This is a genomic window from Coriobacteriia bacterium (genome assembly GCA_014859305.1).
GTDB lineage: Bacteria > Actinomycetota > Coriobacteriia > Anaerosomatales > Kmv31 > Kmv31.
Map to the genome: position 1 here is coordinate 24,989 of JACUUM010000014.1, position 17,907 is coordinate 42,895.

The 17,907-nt window shown below is 70.8% G+C and carries 16 protein-coding genes; 15 read left to right on the forward strand and 1 reads right to left on the reverse strand.

The window, feature by feature from the left end; all coding sequences use genetic code 11:
• Positions 1 to 108 precede the first annotated feature (108 nt).
• Positions 109 to 2,538 (reverse strand): endopeptidase La, encoded by a 2,430-nt coding sequence (lon, locus tag IBX62_03825; protein ID MBE0476211.1) that lies wholly within the window; start codon positions 2,536 to 2,538, stop codon positions 109 to 111.
• 128 nt (positions 2,539 to 2,666) lie between these two features.
• Between lon and IBX62_03830 the strand changes: the two genes are divergently transcribed.
• From IBX62_03830 to IBX62_03900, 15 genes are all read left to right on the forward strand, one after another.
• Entirely contained in the window at positions 2,667 to 4,727 is a 2,061-nt protein-coding gene (locus IBX62_03830) for a hypothetical protein (GenBank protein ID MBE0476212.1), read from the forward strand.
• Between the two features lie 44 nt (positions 4,728 to 4,771).
• Complete coding sequence (locus IBX62_03835) at positions 4,772 to 5,140, forward strand: hypothetical protein (protein MBE0476213.1); 369 nt, start codon at positions 4,772 to 4,774, stop codon at positions 5,138 to 5,140.
• 49 nt (positions 5,141 to 5,189) lie between these two features.
• Positions 5,190 to 6,296, forward strand: a complete 1,107-nt coding sequence (locus IBX62_03840; protein ID MBE0476214.1) for a hypothetical protein — start codon at positions 5,190 to 5,192, stop codon at positions 6,294 to 6,296.
• Between the two features lie 2 nt (positions 6,297 to 6,298).
• Positions 6,299 to 7,234, forward strand: coding sequence for a thioredoxin-disulfide reductase (trxB, locus tag IBX62_03845; GenBank protein ID MBE0476215.1), 936 nt, complete (start codon positions 6,299 to 6,301; stop codon positions 7,232 to 7,234).
• Between the two features lie 50 nt (positions 7,235 to 7,284).
• Positions 7,285 to 7,602, forward strand: a complete 318-nt coding sequence (gene trxA, locus IBX62_03850) for a thioredoxin (protein MBE0476216.1) — start codon at positions 7,285 to 7,287, stop codon at positions 7,600 to 7,602.
• 117 nt (positions 7,603 to 7,719) lie between these two features.
• Positions 7,720 to 7,959, forward strand: a complete 240-nt coding sequence (locus IBX62_03855) for a hypothetical protein (protein MBE0476217.1) — start codon at positions 7,720 to 7,722, stop codon at positions 7,957 to 7,959.
• 166 nt (positions 7,960 to 8,125) lie between these two features.
• Positions 8,126 to 8,545 carry a nickel-responsive transcriptional regulator NikR gene (gene nikR, locus IBX62_03860; GenBank protein MBE0476218.1) on the forward strand — a complete coding sequence of 140 codons (420 nt, stop codon included), beginning with the start codon at positions 8,126 to 8,128 and terminating at the stop codon, positions 8,543 to 8,545.
• 27 nt (positions 8,546 to 8,572) lie between these two features.
• The gene (locus tag IBX62_03865; GenBank protein ID MBE0476219.1) at positions 8,573 to 9,511 is read left to right on the forward strand and encodes a PDGLE domain-containing protein; all 939 of its coding nucleotides are present in this window, start codon (positions 8,573 to 8,575) and stop codon (positions 9,509 to 9,511) included.
• A 6-nt stretch (positions 9,512 to 9,517) separates the two neighbouring features.
• Entirely contained in the window at positions 9,518 to 10,402 is an 885-nt protein-coding gene (gene cbiQ / locus IBX62_03870) for a cobalt ECF transporter T component CbiQ (protein ID MBE0476220.1), read from the forward strand.
• A gap of 13 nt (positions 10,403 to 10,415) precedes the next feature.
• On the forward strand, positions 10,416 to 11,162 hold the full coding sequence (locus IBX62_03875; protein MBE0476221.1) for an ABC transporter ATP-binding protein: 747 nt from the start codon (positions 10,416 to 10,418) through the stop codon (positions 11,160 to 11,162).
• A gap of 147 nt (positions 11,163 to 11,309) precedes the next feature.
• Positions 11,310 to 13,700: a carbamoyltransferase HypF gene (hypF, locus tag IBX62_03880; GenBank protein MBE0476222.1), complete on the forward strand. Its 2,391-nt coding sequence runs from the start codon at positions 11,310 to 11,312 to the stop codon at positions 13,698 to 13,700.
• 39 nt (positions 13,701 to 13,739) lie between these two features.
• Positions 13,740 to 13,970 (forward strand): HypC/HybG/HupF family hydrogenase formation chaperone, encoded by a 231-nt coding sequence (locus IBX62_03885; protein ID MBE0476223.1) that lies wholly within the window; start codon positions 13,740 to 13,742, stop codon positions 13,968 to 13,970.
• A 4-nt stretch (positions 13,971 to 13,974) separates the two neighbouring features.
• Positions 13,975 to 15,072 (forward strand): hydrogenase formation protein HypD, encoded by a 1,098-nt coding sequence (gene hypD, locus IBX62_03890; protein MBE0476224.1) that lies wholly within the window; start codon positions 13,975 to 13,977, stop codon positions 15,070 to 15,072.
• A gap of 38 nt (positions 15,073 to 15,110) precedes the next feature.
• Positions 15,111 to 16,121 carry a hydrogenase expression/formation protein HypE gene (gene hypE / locus IBX62_03895; GenBank protein MBE0476225.1) on the forward strand — a complete coding sequence of 337 codons (1,011 nt, stop codon included), beginning with the start codon at positions 15,111 to 15,113 and terminating at the stop codon, positions 16,119 to 16,121.
• A gap of 72 nt (positions 16,122 to 16,193) precedes the next feature.
• Entirely contained in the window at positions 16,194 to 17,840 is a 1,647-nt protein-coding gene (locus IBX62_03900) for a glucose-6-phosphate isomerase (GenBank protein ID MBE0476226.1), read from the forward strand.
• Positions 17,841 to 17,907 lie beyond the last annotated feature (67 nt).

Sequence of the window (17,907 nt, forward strand, 5' to 3'; positions counted from 1 at the left end):
ACCCTTCGCGTATTGGGATTATCTCCCTGGAAGGAGTGGAAGACCACCCTCGATCGGGATTTCATACCATCGGCGGAGGGACTCATACGATGGTCCGGCGCGCAAGCGTCAGCCCTCCGACGTGCGCACCGCCTTGCGGGAAGTCCTGGCACGGGCCTTCCGGTGCTCCTCGGCGTGGCGCTTGGCGGAAGCCATCTTGGGCCTGCACTCACGGATGAGCGCCCGGTCGAGGACCTCGTCCATGGTGGCTACCGGCACTATCTGCAGTTCTTCCTTGACGTGCTGGGGCACCAGGTCGAGGTCGCGGACGTTCTCCTTCGGGATCAGCGCGAGCTTGATCCCCGCGCGGTGCGCGGCCAGGAGCTTCTCCTTCAGCCCGCCGACGGGCAGCACGTGCCCGCGGAGAGTGATCTCACCGGTCATGGCGATCTCGCGTCGTACCGGGCAGCCGACGAGCACGGACGCCAGCGCGGCGGCCATCGTTATCCCGGCCGACGGCCCGTCCTTGGGGATCGCGGCGGCCGGCACGTGGATGTGCAGGTCGAGCTTCTCGTGGAAGTCTTCCTCGATGTCCAGCTCCCCCGCCCGCGAACGGATGTAGGAGACGGCCGCCTGTGCGCTCTCGCGCATCACGTCGCCGAGCTGGCCGGTGAGCGTGAGGGTCCCCTTGCCGCGCATCTTCGTGGCCTCGATGACGATCACATCGCCCCCTACCTCGGTCCACACGAGGCCGGTGGCTACCCCCACCTCATCGCGCTCCTCGGCCAAGCCGAAGGAGAACTTGGGCGGGCCGAGGTACTTGTGGACGTTCTTGACCGTGACCGTCGTCTTGCCCTTCTTGCCCTCCACGACCTTGCGCGCCACCTGCCGGCAGACGGCGGCGATGTTGCGCTCGAGGTTGCGCACGCCCGCCTCGCGCGTGTAGCGGCGGATGATCTCGCGCAGCCCCGAGTCCTCGAAGACGATCTTGCCCGGCGTCAGTCCGTGCTCGGAGACCTGCTTGGGCACGAGGTACCGCACGGCGATCTGGAGCTTCTCCTCCTCGGTGTAACCCGGGAAGTGGATGACCTCCATCCGGTCGCGCAGGGCCGGGGGGACGGGATCGAGCAGGTTGGCGGTCGTGATGAAGATGACGTCGGAGAGGTCGAACGGCGCCTCCAGGTAGTGATCCTGGAAGGCGAAGTTCTGCTCGGGGTCGAGCACCTCCAGCAGCGCCGAGGTTGGATCTCCCCGGAAGTCCATGCCGACCTTGTCGATCTCGTCCAGCGCGAAGACCGGGTTCCGCGTCCCGACCTGGTTGATCGACTGGATGAACCGCCCCGGGAGCGCGCCGACGTACGTGCGCCGGTGACCGCGTATCTCGGCCTCGTCGCGGACTCCTCCGAGGCTCATCCGGATGAACTTCCTGCCCAGGGCATGCGCGATGGACCGGCCGATTGACGTCTTGCCGGTGCCCGGTGGGCCCACGAAGCAAAGGATCGGACCGCGCTGGCGCTCGGTGAGCTTGTGCACCGCGAGGTACTCCAGGACGCGCTCCTTGACCTTCTCCAAGCCGTAGTGCTCGCGGTCGAGGATCTGCGCCGCTTCCTCCAAGTCGAGCTTCTCCTCGTCCTCCTTGGCCCAGGGAAGCCCGGTCAGCCAGTCGAGGTACGTGCGGATCACGGACGTCTCCGCGGCGGCACTGGGCATCTTCTCGAGCCGGCCCAACTCCTTCTCGGCCTTGGCGGCGACCTCCTCGGGCATCCCGGATTGCCTGATCTTCTCGCGGTACTCGTCGATCTCGGCGGTGACCTCGTCGTACTGGCCGAGCTCCTGCTGGATCGCCTTGAGCTGCTCGCGCAGGAAGTACTCTCGCTGAGTCTTGGTCATCTGCTCCTTGACCCGGTTCTGGATCTTGGAGCCTATCTCGAGGATCTCCAGCTCCTTGCGCAGGAAGCGAGCGGTCTTCTCGAGCCGCTCATCGGGCTCCACGGCCTCGAGGATCTCCTGCTTCTCCTCCACGCGCAGATTGAGGTGGAAGGTGATGAAGTCCGCCAGGCGGCCCGGCTCCTCGATCGAGGTGGCGGCCATGAGGACCTCTTGCGGGATCGGCTTACCCAGGGTGGAGGCGCGCTCGAAGTCGGCCGTCAAAGCCCGCATGAGGGCGGCGGTCTCCACCTCGACCTTGGTGACCTCCTCGATCGCCTCGACGCGCACGAGGAAGTACGGGTCGTGCTGGACGAACTCGATGATGCGGAATCGCTGCTGCCCCTCGACGAGCGCCTTCGCGGTCCCGTCGGGCAGCTTCAACTCCTGGAGGATGTTGCCGACGCAGCCGATCTCATAGACGTCCTCCGCACCGGGCTCCTGGACCTCGGCCCGCTTCTGCGTCACCAGCGCCACCAGGTGGCTCTGGCGCATCGCCTCCTCGAGCGCGTTGATGGAGCGCTCACGGCCGACGAACAGGGGGACGACGAGGTTCGGGAAGAGGATGAGGTCGCGCAGCGGTATCAGGGGCAGGACGTCGGGGATGTCCAGGCGCTCCTTCTTCGCCGACATTCCGTCCCATCCTTTCGGTTCGGCATCCAGGCGGCGCGCCGACGAACCCGACCGGGCTGGCGCGTGAGATAATCTTGCCCGATACTTCGCCATTGTATCGGACGGGCCCTTTGTCCGAAGGGCCGTCGATGACGGACGTCACAGAGGTGCCCTCTATGCCATCCTCGCCGCTCAGCGGCCCTGTTCGCCAACGGAAGACCTCGGCCGCGGGGCTGGTCGGCGTACTCGCCGCGGCACTGTGCGCGGCGTGGCTCGTCCCGTCCGCGGCCGCGCCTGCCGCCGCCCAGCGCGATCCGGGCCCGGCGGCTGCCCCGGCAGAGGCCGAGGCGGCGGGGACCGTCCTGGAGCAGAGCGCCCAGTCCCTGCCGGCCGACGGCACGCTCGTCCTGTCGGTGAGGAGCAGGATCGAGACGCAGACGCCCTACTACGAGGCACGGTTCCAGGTGCTGCGCCCCGGCGGCGGCTTGATGCTGCAGAAGACCGAGGTCCGCAACGACCTCCAGCCCGGCGAGTCCGTCGTGCGATTCGAGCGCGAACTCGCCTCCTTGGGGCTGCGGCCGGCCGAGTACCCGGTCCGCGTGCGAGTGCGCTTCGGGGACTCCTCGGGCAGGACGACCCAACACGTGCTGGAGGATCGGGTCTTCGTGTACGACCCGGAGCGCCGGCCCCTGCCCGTCGCCGTCGTCGTCCGCCTCGCGGGGGCTCCCGCGCTCGACCCCGAAGGGCGCTTCGTCTCCGATCCGGCGCTCTACACTCGCGAGCGCGACGAGGCTCTCGACCTCGTGCGCGAAGCCCGCGGGACGGGGGCGCGCTTCAGCCTCGCCGTCCCGCCGCTCCTGCTGAACCAGTGGCGCAGGGCCGCCGACGGGTACCGCACCGTCGGCCCGGAGGGGGTCCGCGACGTCGCAGCCGGCGAGCCGGTGCCGCTCTCGTACGCGCAAGCCCTCGCGGCGCTGGCCGACCTCGCCTCCCTCGATCGCGTGGAGCTGCTCGACGTGCCCTACGCCGAGCCCGACCTCGCGGGCCTGGAGGCCGCCGGCGCGCAGAGCGACCTTCAACGGCACTTCGCCAGAGGGTCCTCGGAGTACCTCGCCTCGCTGGAGCAGACGCCATCGGCCGGCGTGGCCGTGCTCGGCGACCGGTTCACGCCCTGGTCGCTCCCCGCGCTCGCCGAGAGGGGCATCGCGTACGCGGTGGTCTCCCCCGGTTCGCTCGAGGACGGCGATCCCGACCGGCAGGGCGGAACGCGGGCGGTGAAGGATACCACGACCACCGCGCTGGTCCTCGACGAGGAGGCGAGCGGGTTCCTCGGGGAGGACCCGCGCGAGGCGCTCGGCGGGCTGTTCGAGCGCTACCTCGCCGAGGAGGGTCCGGGGTGCGTGATCGCCCTTCTCGAGATCGGCCCCGGCCGGGCGGTGACCGCGCGGGACGCCGTGGGGGCGCTGCGGACCCTGGCCGCGGCGGGATGGCTCGAGACCGTCACCGCTGCGGAGGCGGCGGCGCAGGTCGGGGGGCCGCCGGTGCGCCTCGCCGAGGCGCGCGAAGGGCACGACGGGCCCGCGGACTACTGGCCGGAGGTGGCCGAGGCGCGCCGCTGCTCCTCGGCGCTCTCGGCTGCCGCGGGAGAGGACGACCAGGACGCGGAAGCCGCCTGGTACATGACCCTGCTGGCGCAGAGCGCGGCCTGGGCGGGGCCCGACGGCAGTTGGAGCATGGCGGACCGCGGCAGGGCGTTCGCCGGAGCGGCCGAGCGCAGGGCCCGGTCATTGCTGGACTCGATCGGCCTGCAAGCCGAGGACGTGACGCTCTCGGGCCGCGCGGGGGACGTGCCCCTGAACGTCTCGAACCGCGCGCGCCGCCCCATGCGGGTCACGTTGCGCGTCCGCTCCCCGGAACTGGGCTTCCCGGAGGGGACCGAGCGCGTCGTCGAGCTTCAGCCGGCCGACAACTACCTCACGATGCCGGTGGAGATGCGATCTGCGCTCTCGGGGGCGCTACACGTCTCCGTCCATGCGGGCGACATGGTGATCGCCGAGAGCGACATCCGGGTGTACGCGTCGTATCTGGACCGCGTCGCGGTCGTCTCGGCGGTCGTGCTCGTACTGGTCGGGATGCTCGTATTCATAAAGAGGAGGGTCGATCGAGCCGATGCTGATATCATCGGAGACGGCAGGAAGCCGCAGCAGTAGTAGACGACGTCACAGCAGCGTACACAGCAGTAAGAGGTGGCAAGATGAAGAAGTTCCTCGTCGCCGCCCTGGTTTTGCTCATCGTCGCGACGCTCGTGAACGATGCAGGGCGCTATCTCAGGATGATGTTCCGACTCGATACCGCCACCCAGGAGATCGTGCGCATCGCGGCCGACGCGGCGCCTTCCGAGCGCGGCAAGAGCCAGCCGGGAGGGCGCGCGGCCGTCCGCGCCGCCCAGGAGCGGGGCCTCGTGGTGTACGGCTACCAGATCGAAGGCAACGAGGTCCAGGTGTGGACGCAGGCCATGGTCGACGGCACGTGGATCTATGGCCCGTTCCTTGCATGGCAGGCGGGAAAACCGCTGGATACGCCGCTCGAGATCACCGACCACAAGGTAGCGTTCGTGCGCTGATCGGCAGTGATCGGGCGGGGCGGCCCGGACAGGAGAGATCGCTGCAGACATGCGCACCGTAGTGTTCGACACCAACGTACTGCTCGCCGACCCGAACGCGCTCTTCGCGTTCCCCGACGCGGACGTGGTCATCCCCGAGACGGTCCTCGCCGAGCTCGACAAACTGAAGACCTCCCGCGTAGACCCCGAGCTGCGGTTCAGGGGGCGCGAGGTCAGCCGCCTGCTGTTCGAGCTCTCCGAAGACGGGAACCTGGTCGACGGCGTGGCCCTCCCCGACGGCGGACGCCTGCGCGTCGTCCCGCTCGACGGCGACGTCGAGTTGCACGAAGGACTCTCCGCGCGCAGCGCGGACGACCGGATCCTCGCAGTCGCGCTGCACCTGAGCGGGCCGGACCGCGAGAACGCCGTGCTGGTCACGAACGACTTGAACATGCTGCTCAAGGCTCAGACGTTCGGCGTGAAGGTGGAGCGCCACGCCGACGGAGCGGACAAGTCCTTCTCCAAGAGGTTCATAGTGCGCCCCTTCCAGCGGTACAAGGTGCCGATCGGGATCCTCGCCGCGGCGCTGGCTCTGTTCGCCGCCATCGTGTTCCTGACGATCTACGGACCAGGGTCCCAGCAGGTGAGCACGGTGCCGGCCGAGCTGCGCTCGATACTCACCGACCAGCAGGAGAAGGCGCTCGACGCGATGCTCTCGCTCGAGCGGAACCCCTCGGACGTCCAGCCGAGGCTCGTGCTCGCCGACTTCTACTTCGACTTGCGCGACCAGACGGGCAACCTGCAGTTCGGACAGTCGGCGGCACGGCACTACACGGCGTATCTGGAAGTGCGGCCGACCGACATAAACGCACGGGCGGACTACGCCGCGACGCTCTTCTACCTCGGGCAGACGGACCATGCCATCCAGGAGGTCGGACGGGTGCTGGAGGTCGAGCCCGACCACGTGCGCGCGAACTTCAACCTGGGTATCTTCTATTGGCGAGGGCGTCAGGACCTGCCGGCGGCGGCATCGCAGTTCCGCAAGGTCGCCGAACTCACCGAAGGCGGCGACGCCCACGCCCAGCTCATCCACAACGACGCGAGCGCGAAGCTCACGCAGATAGAGCAGGAGGCGAAGGCGTCGGGCACGCCGTTGCCGAAGGGGGGCACCTCCTAGCGATGGACACCATCGACGTCGCCATCGTCGGCGGCGGGCCCGCGGGCCTTGCCGCCGCGCTGTATGCGGCCCGCTCCCGCGCCCGCACGGTGGTGTTCGAAGCCGCGATGCCCGGCGGGCAGATCGTGACCACGGACTGGGTGGAGAACTATCCGGGCTTCCCCGAGGGCGTGTCCGGCGCGAAGCTCGCCGAGCTGATGCTCGCGCAGGCCGAGGAATTCGGCGCCGAGGTCCGCTCCTTCACACCCGTCGAGTCGATACGGCCCTCCGACCTGGACTTCATCGTGTCGGCCGACGGCGAGGAGTACCTGGCGCGAGCGGTGATCCTCGCCACGGGGGCCGTGCCCAAGAAGCTCGGCGTCCCGGGCGAGGCCGAGTACACCGGACGAGGAGTCTCCTGGTGCGCGACGTGCGACGGGGCGCTCTTCCGCGAGAAGGTCGTGGCGGTGGTGGGCGGCGGGGACGCCGCCGTGGAGGAGGCGATCTTCCTCACCAAGTTCGCGTCGCGCGTCCACCTCGTCCACCGGCGCGACGAGCTGCGGGCGACCAAGTGCATCCAGGAGCGCTGTCTCGCCAACGAGCGCGTCGAGATGCGGCTGAGCCGAGTGGTCACCGCCGTCGAGGGCGACGGGGGCAAGGTCACCGGCCTCCGACTCGCCTCCACCAAGGGCGAGCCCGAGGAACTCCTGCCGCTGGACGGGGTCTTCATCTTCGTCGGGGTGGACCCGGTCATCGGCCTCGTGGCCGAGCTGGTCGACCTCGCGGAGAACGGTTTCGTCAAGGCGGACCACGACGGACGCACGACCTGGCCGGGTATCTACGCCGCCGGGGACGTGACAGACTCCGAACTCAAGCAGGTGGTGACCGCGGCCGCCAAAGGTGCATCCGCGGCGTTCGAAGCGGTACGCTTCATCGACAGCAAGCTCTGCAGCATCTGAACGCACGGCGCGTAGGACCTACGGGGAGGAGTCGAGGGATGGGCGAGAACATGATGCACGTGACCGACGGGGACTTCGACAAGACGGTCCTTGCAAGCGACAAGCCCGTCGTGCTCGACTTCTGGGCGCCATGGTGCGGACCCTGCCGCATGATGGAGCCCGTGCTGCAGGAGCTGGCGTCCGAGCACGGCGACACGCTGCACGTCGGCAAGCTGAACGTGGACGAGAACCCTGAGACGGCCACCAAGTTCGACATCCTGTCGATCCCGACGCTGCTGGTGTTCGACAACGGCGAGGTCGTGAAGAAGCTCGTCGGCGCGATGCCGAAGAAGCGGCTGCTCGAGGAACTGGCCCCCTGGGTCGGGTAGCCGTCGCGCCGGCAGGAACGCCGGCGGCCCCGCCGGCCCCGCAGCGCGTCGACGAGCACTTGCGCGATCGCGTCGACCGGCCCCGCCCTCCGGGCACACAACGACGAGGAGGCCACCATGTGCGGCATCAACAAGGGACAGTTCCGGCTCGGGGTGGCGCAGGTCGACGACGCACTCGCGCTCGCGCAGCAGTGGCTCGAGCAGTTGCACCACCTCGCCGACACCGGCGGGTTGACCGAGCCGAGCCGCGAGCTCGCACAGGCTACCGTGATGCTCGGTGAGGCTCGGGCGAGGCTCGAGAAAGCCGCCGCCGACCAGCCCGGACGCGGCGACGGCGTCACGGTCGAAGCCGTCTAGCCCCTGGCCGCCGAACCTTCCGGGGCCTTCCGTGGGTCCCGACCCCTCACCGCTCCGATCCCCCGACCGCCTACGGGCGGCCCGCATCCTCGCGAGACATGGGTAGGATCGTGCCGTAGGTGTGCTACGCTTCTCGTGTTCGTGTTACCACTAGGACGGGGGTCCGATGAGCCGGCTCGTTCGCTTCGGTGTGGCGATGGACGAGGACCTGCTGCGGCGCTTCGACGAGCTCGTCGCCAGGCGGGGGTTCGCCTCCAACCGCTCGGAGGCGGTACGGGACCTCGTGCGCCACGCGCTGGTCGACGCGGAGTGGGAGGAGTCGGCGGAGGAGTGCGTCGGGACGCTGACCATGGTCTTCGACCACGGCCACTCCGACCTGTCCGACAAGCTCGACGCGGTGCAGCACGCCCATCACGACAAGGTCGTCTCGGCGATGCACGTGCATCTCGACTCACACGCCTGCCTCGAGGTGCTCGCGCTGCGCGGCTCCAGTGCGGACATCCGCGCGATAGCCGACGTGCTCCTGGGCACGAAGGGCGTCAAGCACGGCAAGCTCGTGACCACGACGACCGGCGCCCACCTGTGACGGCGAGCCGGGGAGGGGACAGCGGACATGCACATCCCTGACGGGGTGCTCGAGACCAAGACGTGGTTGGCCTCGTGGGCCGGGTCCGCGGGCATGCTGGCGTACGCCGCGCGACACGTGCGGCGGGGCGTGGAGGACGGCCGGCTCGTCCTGATGTCCGTGCTGGCCGCGCTCCTGTTCGCCCTGCAGATGCTCAACTTCCCCGTGGCGGGGGGGACCTCCGGCCACTTCGCCGGCGGCGCTGTCGCCGCGATCGTCCTCGGGCCTTGGCCGGCGGTCCTCGTGATGAGCACCGTGCTCGTCATCCAGGCGTTCGTGTTCGCCGACGGGGGCGTGGCCGCGCTCGGCGCGAACATCTGGAACCTGGGGGTGGTGGCTCCCTTCGTCGGCTGGTGGGTGTTCGCCGCTTTCGCGCGCCTCGGACGGGGGCGCGCCTCCCGCGTCACCGGGGCGTTCGTGGCGGCGTGGCTTGCCACCGTGGCCGCCGCTCTGGCCGCCGGCATCGAGATCTGGGCGTCCGGGCGGGCTCCGTTCGCGCTCGTGATGGGATCGATGGGCTTCTGGCATGCGCTCATCGGCATAGGCGAGGGCGCCGTCACGGCCGGCCTCGTCGGCTACCTGCTCGCGGTGCGGCCGGACCTGCTCGCCGCCGAGGCGGCTTCGTCCGAGCCCGTATCGCGCCGCGCGCTGGCAGGCTTCGCGGCAGCCGCCCTCGCCGCGGCCGGCGTGTCCTTCCTCGCCTCGTCGCGCCCCGACGGACTGGAGCACGTGGCCGAGCGGATCGGGTTCCTGCCCCCGAAGGGCGTTCCCACGTCGTTCGCGGGCAGCCCCATCCCCGACTACGTCGTCCCGGGAGTCGCCAACGAGACGCTCGCCGGCATCCTGGCCGGCGTCGTCGGACTCGTCGTCGCCGGCCTTGTCGGCCACGCGCTCGTCAAGGCCGCGCGCTTGCGGCGGGCGTCCTGAGGCGACATGGGCCGCCGCCTCCACCGGCATCGCAGCGCAGGGGAGACCGCGCCCCCCGGCGTCCACTCCCATGCACACGTCCACGGAGACGAGCGGCACGAGCACCCGCACCATCACGTGCTCGACGCCGGGGAGGAACACGCGCACGGCCACGCGTTCGAGCGGTACACGCTCCTGTGCTCGCCGGTGCACGCGCTGGACCCTCGCGCGAAGGTCCTGGCGGCCGTGACACTCTCGCTCGCGATCGTGCTCGCCCCGCCGCTCGACGCTCCGGCGCTGCTGGGAGTCGTGACGCTGCTGCTCGCGGTCGCCACGCTGGCACGGCTGCCGCTCGGCTGGCTCCTGCGCCGCTCGGCGCTCGTGATCCCGTTCGCCGGCACCATCGCGCTGTTCGCCCCGCTGGGCGGCGGCTCGCTCTCCGTGCGCGGCGCCGCGGAGGCGTACGCGAGCGGCGGATGGATCGAGGCGTACGCGGTCGTGACCAAGGCGTGGCTCACCACGCTGTCGATGCTGCTGGCCGCCTCGACGACCCCCACCCCGCTGCTGCTGAAGGGCCTGGAGGGCCTGCGCGTCCCGCGCGTGATGCTGCTGATGATGACGTTCACGTACCGCTACGTGACGACGCTGCGCGGCCAACTGTCCTCGGCCCGCGAGGCGCTGGAGAGCCGGGGGTTCGCGACGAGAGGCTGGCGCAAGGTGCGGCTGTACGGCAACCTCTCAGGGACCATGTTCATCCGCGGCTACGAGCGGGCCGAGCGGGTCTACGCGGCGATGCTGTCGCGGGGCTTCGACGGCAGCCTGCCCACCGCGCGACCGTTGCGCTTGCGGCCGGCCGACGCGGCCATGCTGGCGCTGGCGGCGCTGACGGCCGCCGCGCTGCTGCTCCGATGAGGTGTCCACGCCGATGAGGGAGCCCTACGCCGTCGAGTTGCGAGACCTCCGATACGCCTACCCGGACGGGACGGTGGCGCTCGACGGCGTCGACCTCGCCGTCGCCGCGGGAGAGCGCGTGGCACTCCTCGGGCCCAACGGGGCGGGGAAGTCCACGCTCATCCTGCACATCAACGGCGTCATACGGGGTGCCGGGGACGTCTTGGTCGGCGGGACGCGGCTCGCCGACGACACGGTGCGCGCCGTGCGCTCGCGCGTCGGCCTGGTCTTCCAGGACCCGGACGACCAGCTCTTCATGACCACGCTGTACGACGACGTCGCCTTCGGCCCGCTCAACATGGCGCTGCCCGCGGCGGAGGTGGACTCCCGCGTGCACGACGCGCTGCATGCCGTCGGTCTGGCCGGGGAGACCTCGCGGCCCGCGCACCACCTGAGCTTCGGGCAGCGGAAGCGCGCCGCCCTGGCCACGGTGCTGTCCATGCGTCCGGACGTGCTCGTGCTGGACGAGCCGACCTCCAACCTCGACCCGCGCTCCAGACGGGCCATGATCGACCTGCTCTCCTCGCTGCCGGCGACGCAGCTGGTGGCGACCCACGACATGGACCTCGCGTGGCGGCTCTGCGCGCGGGTCGTGCTGCTGGATGGCGGCGTCGTCGCCGCCGACGGCCCGTCGTCCGAGATCCTCGCCGACGAGCGGCTCATGGAGGCGCACGGGCTCGAGCTCCCGCCCGCGCTGGCGCGCCACACCGAGCGAGGGTAGTATCGGCGGCATGACGCGAGGTCACGGCGCCAAGGGCGGCAACGCCACCGCCACCTGCCAAGAGTGCGAGGTGCCCGGTGCGCGGGCACCTGCCGGCCGATCCCCGCTTCCGCGGGGTGCGGCTCCCCGTCCCGGGCTCGTGAAGGCATGAGGGCTCTCCTGCTGCACGTCACCGGCGTCGTGCAGGGCGTGGGGTTCCGCCCGTTCGTGTACCGCTTGGCGGTCGAGCGCGGACTGGCGGGCTGGGTGCGCAACACCTCGGAGGGGGTGTTCGCGCACGTAGAGGGCGACGAAGCGTCCGTGGCCGCCTTCCCCGACGCCGTGCGCGAGCTCGCGCCGCCGATGGCCGTCGTGCAGTCGGTGGCGAGCGAGGAGGTCTCGCCGGAGGGCTACGCGGCCTTCGCCATCGAGAGATCCGAGAGCGCGCCGGAGGCCGTCACGCTGGTGTCGCCGGACATCGCCACGTGTGATGCGTGCGAGGCGGAGCTCTTCGACCCCGAGGACCGCCGCTACCGCTACCCGTTCGTCAACTGCACCAATTGCGGCCCGCGCTTCACGATCATCGCCGACATCCCCTACGACAGGCCTGCCACGACGATGGCCGGCTTCGAGATGTGCCCCGCGTGCTCGACGGAGTACCACGAGCCCGCCGACCGGCGCTTCCACGCCCAGCCCGACGCGTGCCCGGCTTGCGGCCCCCGGCTGTACCTGCAGGCGTCCCCGGGTCTCGCGGACCCCTCCTCGGCCGGCTTGCCCGACCCCTTGCCCGAGGACTGGAGGCGGGACCCGGAGGAGCGGCCGCGCCGTCGCGATCCCGGCGAGGAGCGCGCGCGGACGGACGCGCTGCTCGCAGCCGCCGTCGGGCTGCTGGAGCGCGGCGGCGTGCTCGCGCTCAAGGGCCTCGGCGGCTTCCAGCTCGCCTGCGACGCGACCAGCGAGGAGGCCGTCGCGCGGCTGCGCGAGCGCAAGCGCAGGTGGGGCAAGCCCCTGGCGGTGATGGTGCCGGACCTGGAGACCGCGCGGCGGCACTGCGAGGTGTCGCCCGAGGAGGAGGAGCTGCTCGGCGGTACCGTGCGCCCGATCGTCCTGCTCCGGCGCCGCGCAGGCGCGCCGCCGCTCGCGCGGGGCGTCGCCGGGATCCTGCCCGAGATCGGCGTGATGCTCCCCTACACGCCCCTGCACCACCTCCTGCTCGCCGGCGCCGACCGGCCCCTCGTGATGACCTCGGGCAACCTCTCCGAGGAGCCTATCGCGATGGAGAACGGCGAGGCGATCACGCGGCTCGCCCCGATCGCCGACGCCTTCCTCCTGCACGACCGCGGCATCCACTCGCGCTACGACGACTCCGTGGTGCGCGTGGTGGCGGAGCGGCCGGCGATGCTGCGTCGCGCACGCGGCTACGCCCCGTTCCCGCTGCCGATGCCCGGCCCCGTCCCGGCCGACCTGCTCGCCGCCGGACCCGAGCAGAAGAACACCTTCTGTCTGGTGAAGTCGATGGGGGACGATCCCGCCCACGCGTTCGTGTCCCAGCATATCGGGGACCTGGAGAACGCCGAGACGCTGGAGCACTTCGAGCGCACTCTCGGACTCTACGAGCGCCTCTTCCGCGTCTCGCCCGCAGCCGTCGCGCACGACCTGCACCCCGAGTACCTCTCCACCAAGTTCGCGATGGCGCTGGGCCTGCCGAAGGTGGGCGTCCAGCATCACCACGCGCACGTGGTGAGCGTGACGGCGGAGCACGGCGTCTCCTCCCGGGTACCGGGGATCGCGTTCGACGGGACGGGCTACGGGTCCGACGGCGGCATCTGGGGCGGAGAGGTGCTGCTGGCGGACTGGGAGGACTTCGAGCGCTTCGCGCATCTGAGGGAGGTGCCGATGCCCGGGGGCGCGGCCGTCATCCGCCGGCCCGCGCGCATGGCGATCGGTCTGCTCGCAGGTCTCGACCCCGCCCTGCTCGAGCATCCCGGTGCATCGGCGCTGCGGTCACGCCTCGCCGAAGCCGAGGAGGCGACCCTGCTGCGCATGATCGAACGGGGTGTGAACTCCCCGCGCACCAGCTCGATGGGACGTCTCTTCGACGCCGTCGCCGCGCTGGCCGGCGTGCGCGACGACGCGCTCTACGAAGGACAGGCCGCGATCGAGCTGGAGGCGGTGATGGACCCGCGAGCGGAAGGCGCCTACGCGTTCGGCGTCTCGTCTCCGGGCGGACCGCTCCTGCTCGACCCCCTCCTCGTCATCGAAGAGGTGCTGAATGACCTGACGGACGGCACCCCCTCCGGCACGATCTCTGCTCGCTTCCACCGTGCCGTCCGAGACGCATGCGTCCACGTCGCCGTAGCCGCGGCTGAGGCGAGCGGAACGCATATCGTGGCCTTGGCGGGAGGGGTGTTCATGAACCGGTTCCTCGCCGAAACCGTCCCTTCGGCGCTCGCCGACGAGGGCCTGAAACCACTCACACACCGCGGGCTGCCGTTCAACGACGGCGCGGTCTCGTTCGGACAGGCGGTCGTTGCAAGCGCGAGACTGCATAAGCTATAAACGGCCCTGTAACTCGCGAACGACAAGGAGGCCCCTCCGATGTGCCTCGCCATCCCCGCCAAGGTGACCTCGACCGCCGAGAACAACACGGCCGCCGTCGACATCATGGGGGTGACCCGTCACGTGAGTCTCGATCTCGTCCCCGACGCTCAGGTCGGCGATTTCGTACTCGTCCACGCCGGTTTCGCTATCCAGGTGGTCGACGAGGAGTTCGCCGAGGAGACCCTCCAGCTCCTGCGCGACCTGGACATCCTCGAAGCCGAGGCGTGACGGCATGGACATCCTGAAGGGCTTCCGGGACCCCGCCGTCGCACGGGGTCTGGTCGAGGCCATCCGCTCCGTCGCCACCGCCCCGGCCAAGGTCATGGAGGTCTGCGGCACGCACACCGTCGCCATCGCCCGCAACGGTCTGCGCGAGGTGATGCCCGACACGGTCACGTTGCTGTCCGGTCCGGGCTGCCCGGTGTGCGTCACGGCGAACGGGGACATCGACACGGCGATCGAGATGGCGCGCCGGCCGGACGTGATCCTCGCGACCTTCGGCGACATGGTCAAGGTCCCCGGCTCCCGTTCCTCTCTGGCCCGTGAGAAGGCCGACGGGCGGGACATCCGCGTCGTGTACTCGACGCTCGACGCGCTCGACCTCGCGGAGAGGAACCCGGAGCGGCACATCGTCTTCCTCGGCGTCGGTTTCGAGACCACCGCCCCGACGATCGCCTCCGCGATCCAGGATGCCGAGCGCCGCGACCTCGGGAACTTCTCCGTCCTCTCGCTCCACAAGACCGTCCCGGCCGCACTGGGCGCCCTCGCGCAGGACCCGCAGGTACAGGTCAACGCGCTCATCCTGCCCGGCCACGTGTCGGCCATCATCGGGCTCGAGCCGTACCGCTTCCTCGCAGAGGAGCACGGCGTGCCCAGCGTGATCACCGGCTTCGAGCCCGTCGACGTGCTGCAGGGCATATGGATGCTCGCCAAGCAGCTCGCCGAGGGCCGGGCCGAGGTCGAGATCGCGTACACCCGCGCGACCGCGCCGGAGGGCAACCCGGCCGCCCTGGCGAAGATGGCAGAGGTCTTCGAGGCGGCGGACGCCGAATGGCGCGGCATCGGTGTCATCCCCGGTACCGGACTGGCCATCCGGGAGAGGTACGGGCGATTCGACGCCGCCGAGCGCGTCTCGGTGTCGCCGCCGCCGCCCCGGGAGATCCCCGGCTGCCAGTGCGGCGAGGTGCTCAAGGGCATCACGCTCCCCTTCGAGTGCCGGCTGTTCGCCAAGGGCTGCACGCCGGAGCACCCGGTCGGTCCGTGCATGGTCTCCTCGGAGGGATCCTGCGCGGCGTACTACCGCTACACCGACTACGGCAAGACCGCCTAGGAACCCGCCCGCGGTTCGAGAACGACGGGGAGGCACGCATGCGCGCGGACAGCATCCTGCTCGCCCACGGCAGCGGCGGCACGATGATGCGCGAGCTGATCGAGGAGGTCTTCCTGGTGGGACTGGCCGACGACGAGCTGGCGCGCCTGGACGACGCCGCCGTGCTCGAGCTGCCCGGCGGCGCGCTGGCCTTCTCGACGGATACGTACGTGGTCGACCCGCTCTTCTTCCCCGGCGGCGACATCGGCCGCCTGGCGGTGTGTGGCACCGTCAACGACGTCTGCACCTCCGGCGCCACCCCGCTGTACCTCTCCGTGGGCTTCGTGCTCGAGGAGGGCTTCGCGATCCCGGACCTGAAGCGCGTGGTCGTGTCGATGCGAGACGCCGCCATCGAAGCGGGCGTGCGCATAGTGACGGGCGACACCAAGGTCGTGGAGCGGGGCCACGGGGACGGGCTCTACGTCAACACCGCCGGCGTGGGCGTGCTTCCCGAAGGCGTGCGCCTCTCGGGCTCGCTGTGCCGCCCCGGCGACGAGGTCCTGCTCTCAGGCACGCTCGGGGACCACGGCATCGCCGTCATCTCGACCCGCGAGGGTCTCTCGTTCTCGACCGACGTCCGCAGCGACGCCGCTCCGCTGAACGGCCTCGTCGCCGCCGTTCGCGCCGCCGCCCCGGGGGTCCGCTGCTTCCGGGACCCCACCCGGGGGGGACTCGCCTCCACGCTCAACGAGCTGGCCTCGGCCTCCGGCGTGTCGATCACGGTGCGCGACGAGGACGTGCCCGTGCGCGAGCAGGTGCTCGGCGCCTGCGAGATGCTGGGCTACGACGTCTACCAGGTGGCCAACGAGGGCAAGATGGTCGCCGTCGTCCCTGCCGACCAGGCCGCGGGCGCCCTCGCCGCCATGCGCTCGGCCCCCTACGGCGAGGACGCCGCAGTCATCGGCGAGGTCGGCGAGAGCCCTGCGGGCAAGGTGTACGTGCAGACCGGCTTCGGCGCGAAGCGCATCATGGACATGCTCGTGGGGGAGCAACTCCCGCGCATCTGCTGACCCGCGTCACAGCCTCCTCGGCGCGTCTGGGGTACCATCGGTAGCGTGCGTGCCGGAGGAGATGGGAGCGAGATGGCCTCCATAGAGCGCCTCGTGGAAGCGGACGCCGTGCGCAGGCTCCGCGAGCGCGACCCCTCGCTGTTCACGACGGACATCGACCAGAAGGTCGCCGTCGCGCAACGGCTGGGCTGGACGGACCTCGCCGAGAAGGCCCCCTCGCGCCTGCCGCTGCTCACGAGCCTGGCCGGCCAGCTGGAAGCGGAGGGCGCGCGAGACGTCGTGCTGCTCGGCATGGGCGGCTCCTCGCTGGCGCCGCTCGTCTTCTCGCGGGTGCTGGGCTCGGCGCCGGGGCATCCCGCGCTGCACGTGCTCGACACCAGCTCGCCCACGCAACTCTCCGAACTGCTGGCCCGGCTGGACGCCGGCACGACCTTCTTCATCCTGGCGAGCAAGTCGGGCACGACGACCGAGCCCCTCTCGCTGTACGCGGTGTTCCGCCAGTGGGCCGACGCCGAGCTGGGCCGGCTGGCCGCAGGCAAGCGCTTCCTCGTGATCACCGACCCCGGTACCCCTCTCGAGAAGCGGCGCTCCCGTGAAGGGATGCGCGTGACGGTCACGGCGCCCAGTGCCGTCGGCGGCCGCTTCTCGGCGCTGTCGGTCTTCGGGCTGCTGCCCGCCGCGCTGATCGGGGTCGACCTGGAGACCGTCGTTCGACGCGCCCACGCGATGGAGCAGGCGTGCGCGCGACCGGCCGAGGACAACCCCGGGGCGGCCCTCGCCGCCTGGATGGTCGACGCGGCCGAGGCCGGACGCGACAAGCTGACCCTCGTCGCGCCACAGCGGCTCGCGCCGTTCGGGCTGTGGGCCGAGCAGCTCGTCGCCGAGTCCCTCGGCAAGCACGGCAAGGGCATCGTCCCCGTACCGGAGTCGCCCCGCACGCCCACCGGCTACGGCCAGGACCGCGCGGTCGTGGTGCTGCGCACCGCGGACGACACCGAGACGGACGCGTGGGCTCACGCCGTCGCCGCGGAGACACCGGTCCTGCAGCTGATCCTCGGCGACGTCCTCGACGTCGGAGCGGAGTTCGTCAGGTGGGAGAACGGCGTGGCGCTCGCAGGCTTCCTGCTCGGCGTGAACCCGTTCGACGAGCCGAACGTCGCGGAGGCGAAGAAGGCGACGGAGGCCGTCCTGGCCGACGGCACGGACGTGCCCCAGGCCCTCGCCGACCTCGGCGGGGTGTGGGTCACCTACGCGGGAGACCTCGACCCTCCGGCCGACGGCGCGCCGGGCGCGCTGGACGACGCCGTCCGGCCGCTGGCGGGCAGCCTCGCGCTGGGCGACTACTTCGCCATGCTCGCGTACCTGCCCGAGGACGAGCGGTACCTCGCGCCACTGCGCAACGCACTGGCCGCCGTCTCGGCGGCGACGGGGCACGCCACCGTGCTCGACCTCGGCCCTCGCTACCTGCATTCGAGCGGGCAGCTCCACAAGGGCGGCCCGGACACCGGCGTCTTCCTCTTGCTGACGGTGCGCGACCGGGACGACGTCTCGATCCCGGGGCAGCGCTACACCCTCGCCGCGCTCCACCGGGCGCAGGCCGAGGGCGACCTGGTGGCGCTCGCCGCTCACGGACGCCGTGTCCTCAGGCTCGACCTGCCCTTCCTCGACCAGGAGATCATCGCCGCCGTCGCGAACGCGCTCACCGGCGCGCTCGGGTAGGCTCGCGGGAAGGCGCTTCCCGAAGCCGCCCCTCTCGTGCCGATCGCCGGGCGGGACGAAGGCTCCG

Excerpts from the sequence above, each read along its gene's own strand:
- lon (MBE0476211.1), bottom strand. The coding sequence starts at position 2,538 with ATGTCGGCGAAGAAGGAGCGCCTGGACATCCCCGACGTCCTGCCCCTG.
- IBX62_03830 (MBE0476212.1), top strand. The coding sequence starts at position 2,667 with ATGACGGACGTCACAGAGGTGCCCTCTATGCCATCCTCGCCGCTCAGC.
- IBX62_03835 (MBE0476213.1), top strand. The coding sequence starts at position 4,772 with ATGAAGAAGTTCCTCGTCGCCGCCCTGGTTTTGCTCATCGTCGCGACG.
- IBX62_03840 (MBE0476214.1), top strand. The coding sequence starts at position 5,190 with ATGCGCACCGTAGTGTTCGACACCAACGTACTGCTCGCCGACCCGAAC.
- trxB (MBE0476215.1), top strand. The coding sequence starts at position 6,299 with ATGGACACCATCGACGTCGCCATCGTCGGCGGCGGGCCCGCGGGCCTT.
- trxA (MBE0476216.1), top strand. The coding sequence starts at position 7,285 with ATGATGCACGTGACCGACGGGGACTTCGACAAGACGGTCCTTGCAAGC.
- IBX62_03855 (MBE0476217.1), top strand. The coding sequence starts at position 7,720 with ATGTGCGGCATCAACAAGGGACAGTTCCGGCTCGGGGTGGCGCAGGTC.
- nikR (MBE0476218.1), top strand. The coding sequence starts at position 8,126 with ATGAGCCGGCTCGTTCGCTTCGGTGTGGCGATGGACGAGGACCTGCTG.
- IBX62_03865 (MBE0476219.1), top strand. The coding sequence starts at position 8,573 with ATGCACATCCCTGACGGGGTGCTCGAGACCAAGACGTGGTTGGCCTCG.
- cbiQ (MBE0476220.1), top strand. The coding sequence starts at position 9,518 with ATGGGCCGCCGCCTCCACCGGCATCGCAGCGCAGGGGAGACCGCGCCC.
- IBX62_03875 (MBE0476221.1), top strand. The coding sequence starts at position 10,416 with ATGAGGGAGCCCTACGCCGTCGAGTTGCGAGACCTCCGATACGCCTAC.
- hypF (MBE0476222.1), top strand. The coding sequence starts at position 11,310 with ATGAGGGCTCTCCTGCTGCACGTCACCGGCGTCGTGCAGGGCGTGGGG.
- IBX62_03885 (MBE0476223.1), top strand. The coding sequence starts at position 13,740 with ATGTGCCTCGCCATCCCCGCCAAGGTGACCTCGACCGCCGAGAACAAC.
- hypD (MBE0476224.1), top strand. The coding sequence starts at position 13,975 with ATGGACATCCTGAAGGGCTTCCGGGACCCCGCCGTCGCACGGGGTCTG.
- hypE (MBE0476225.1), top strand. The coding sequence starts at position 15,111 with ATGCGCGCGGACAGCATCCTGCTCGCCCACGGCAGCGGCGGCACGATG.
- IBX62_03900 (MBE0476226.1), top strand. The coding sequence starts at position 16,194 with ATGGCCTCCATAGAGCGCCTCGTGGAAGCGGACGCCGTGCGCAGGCTC.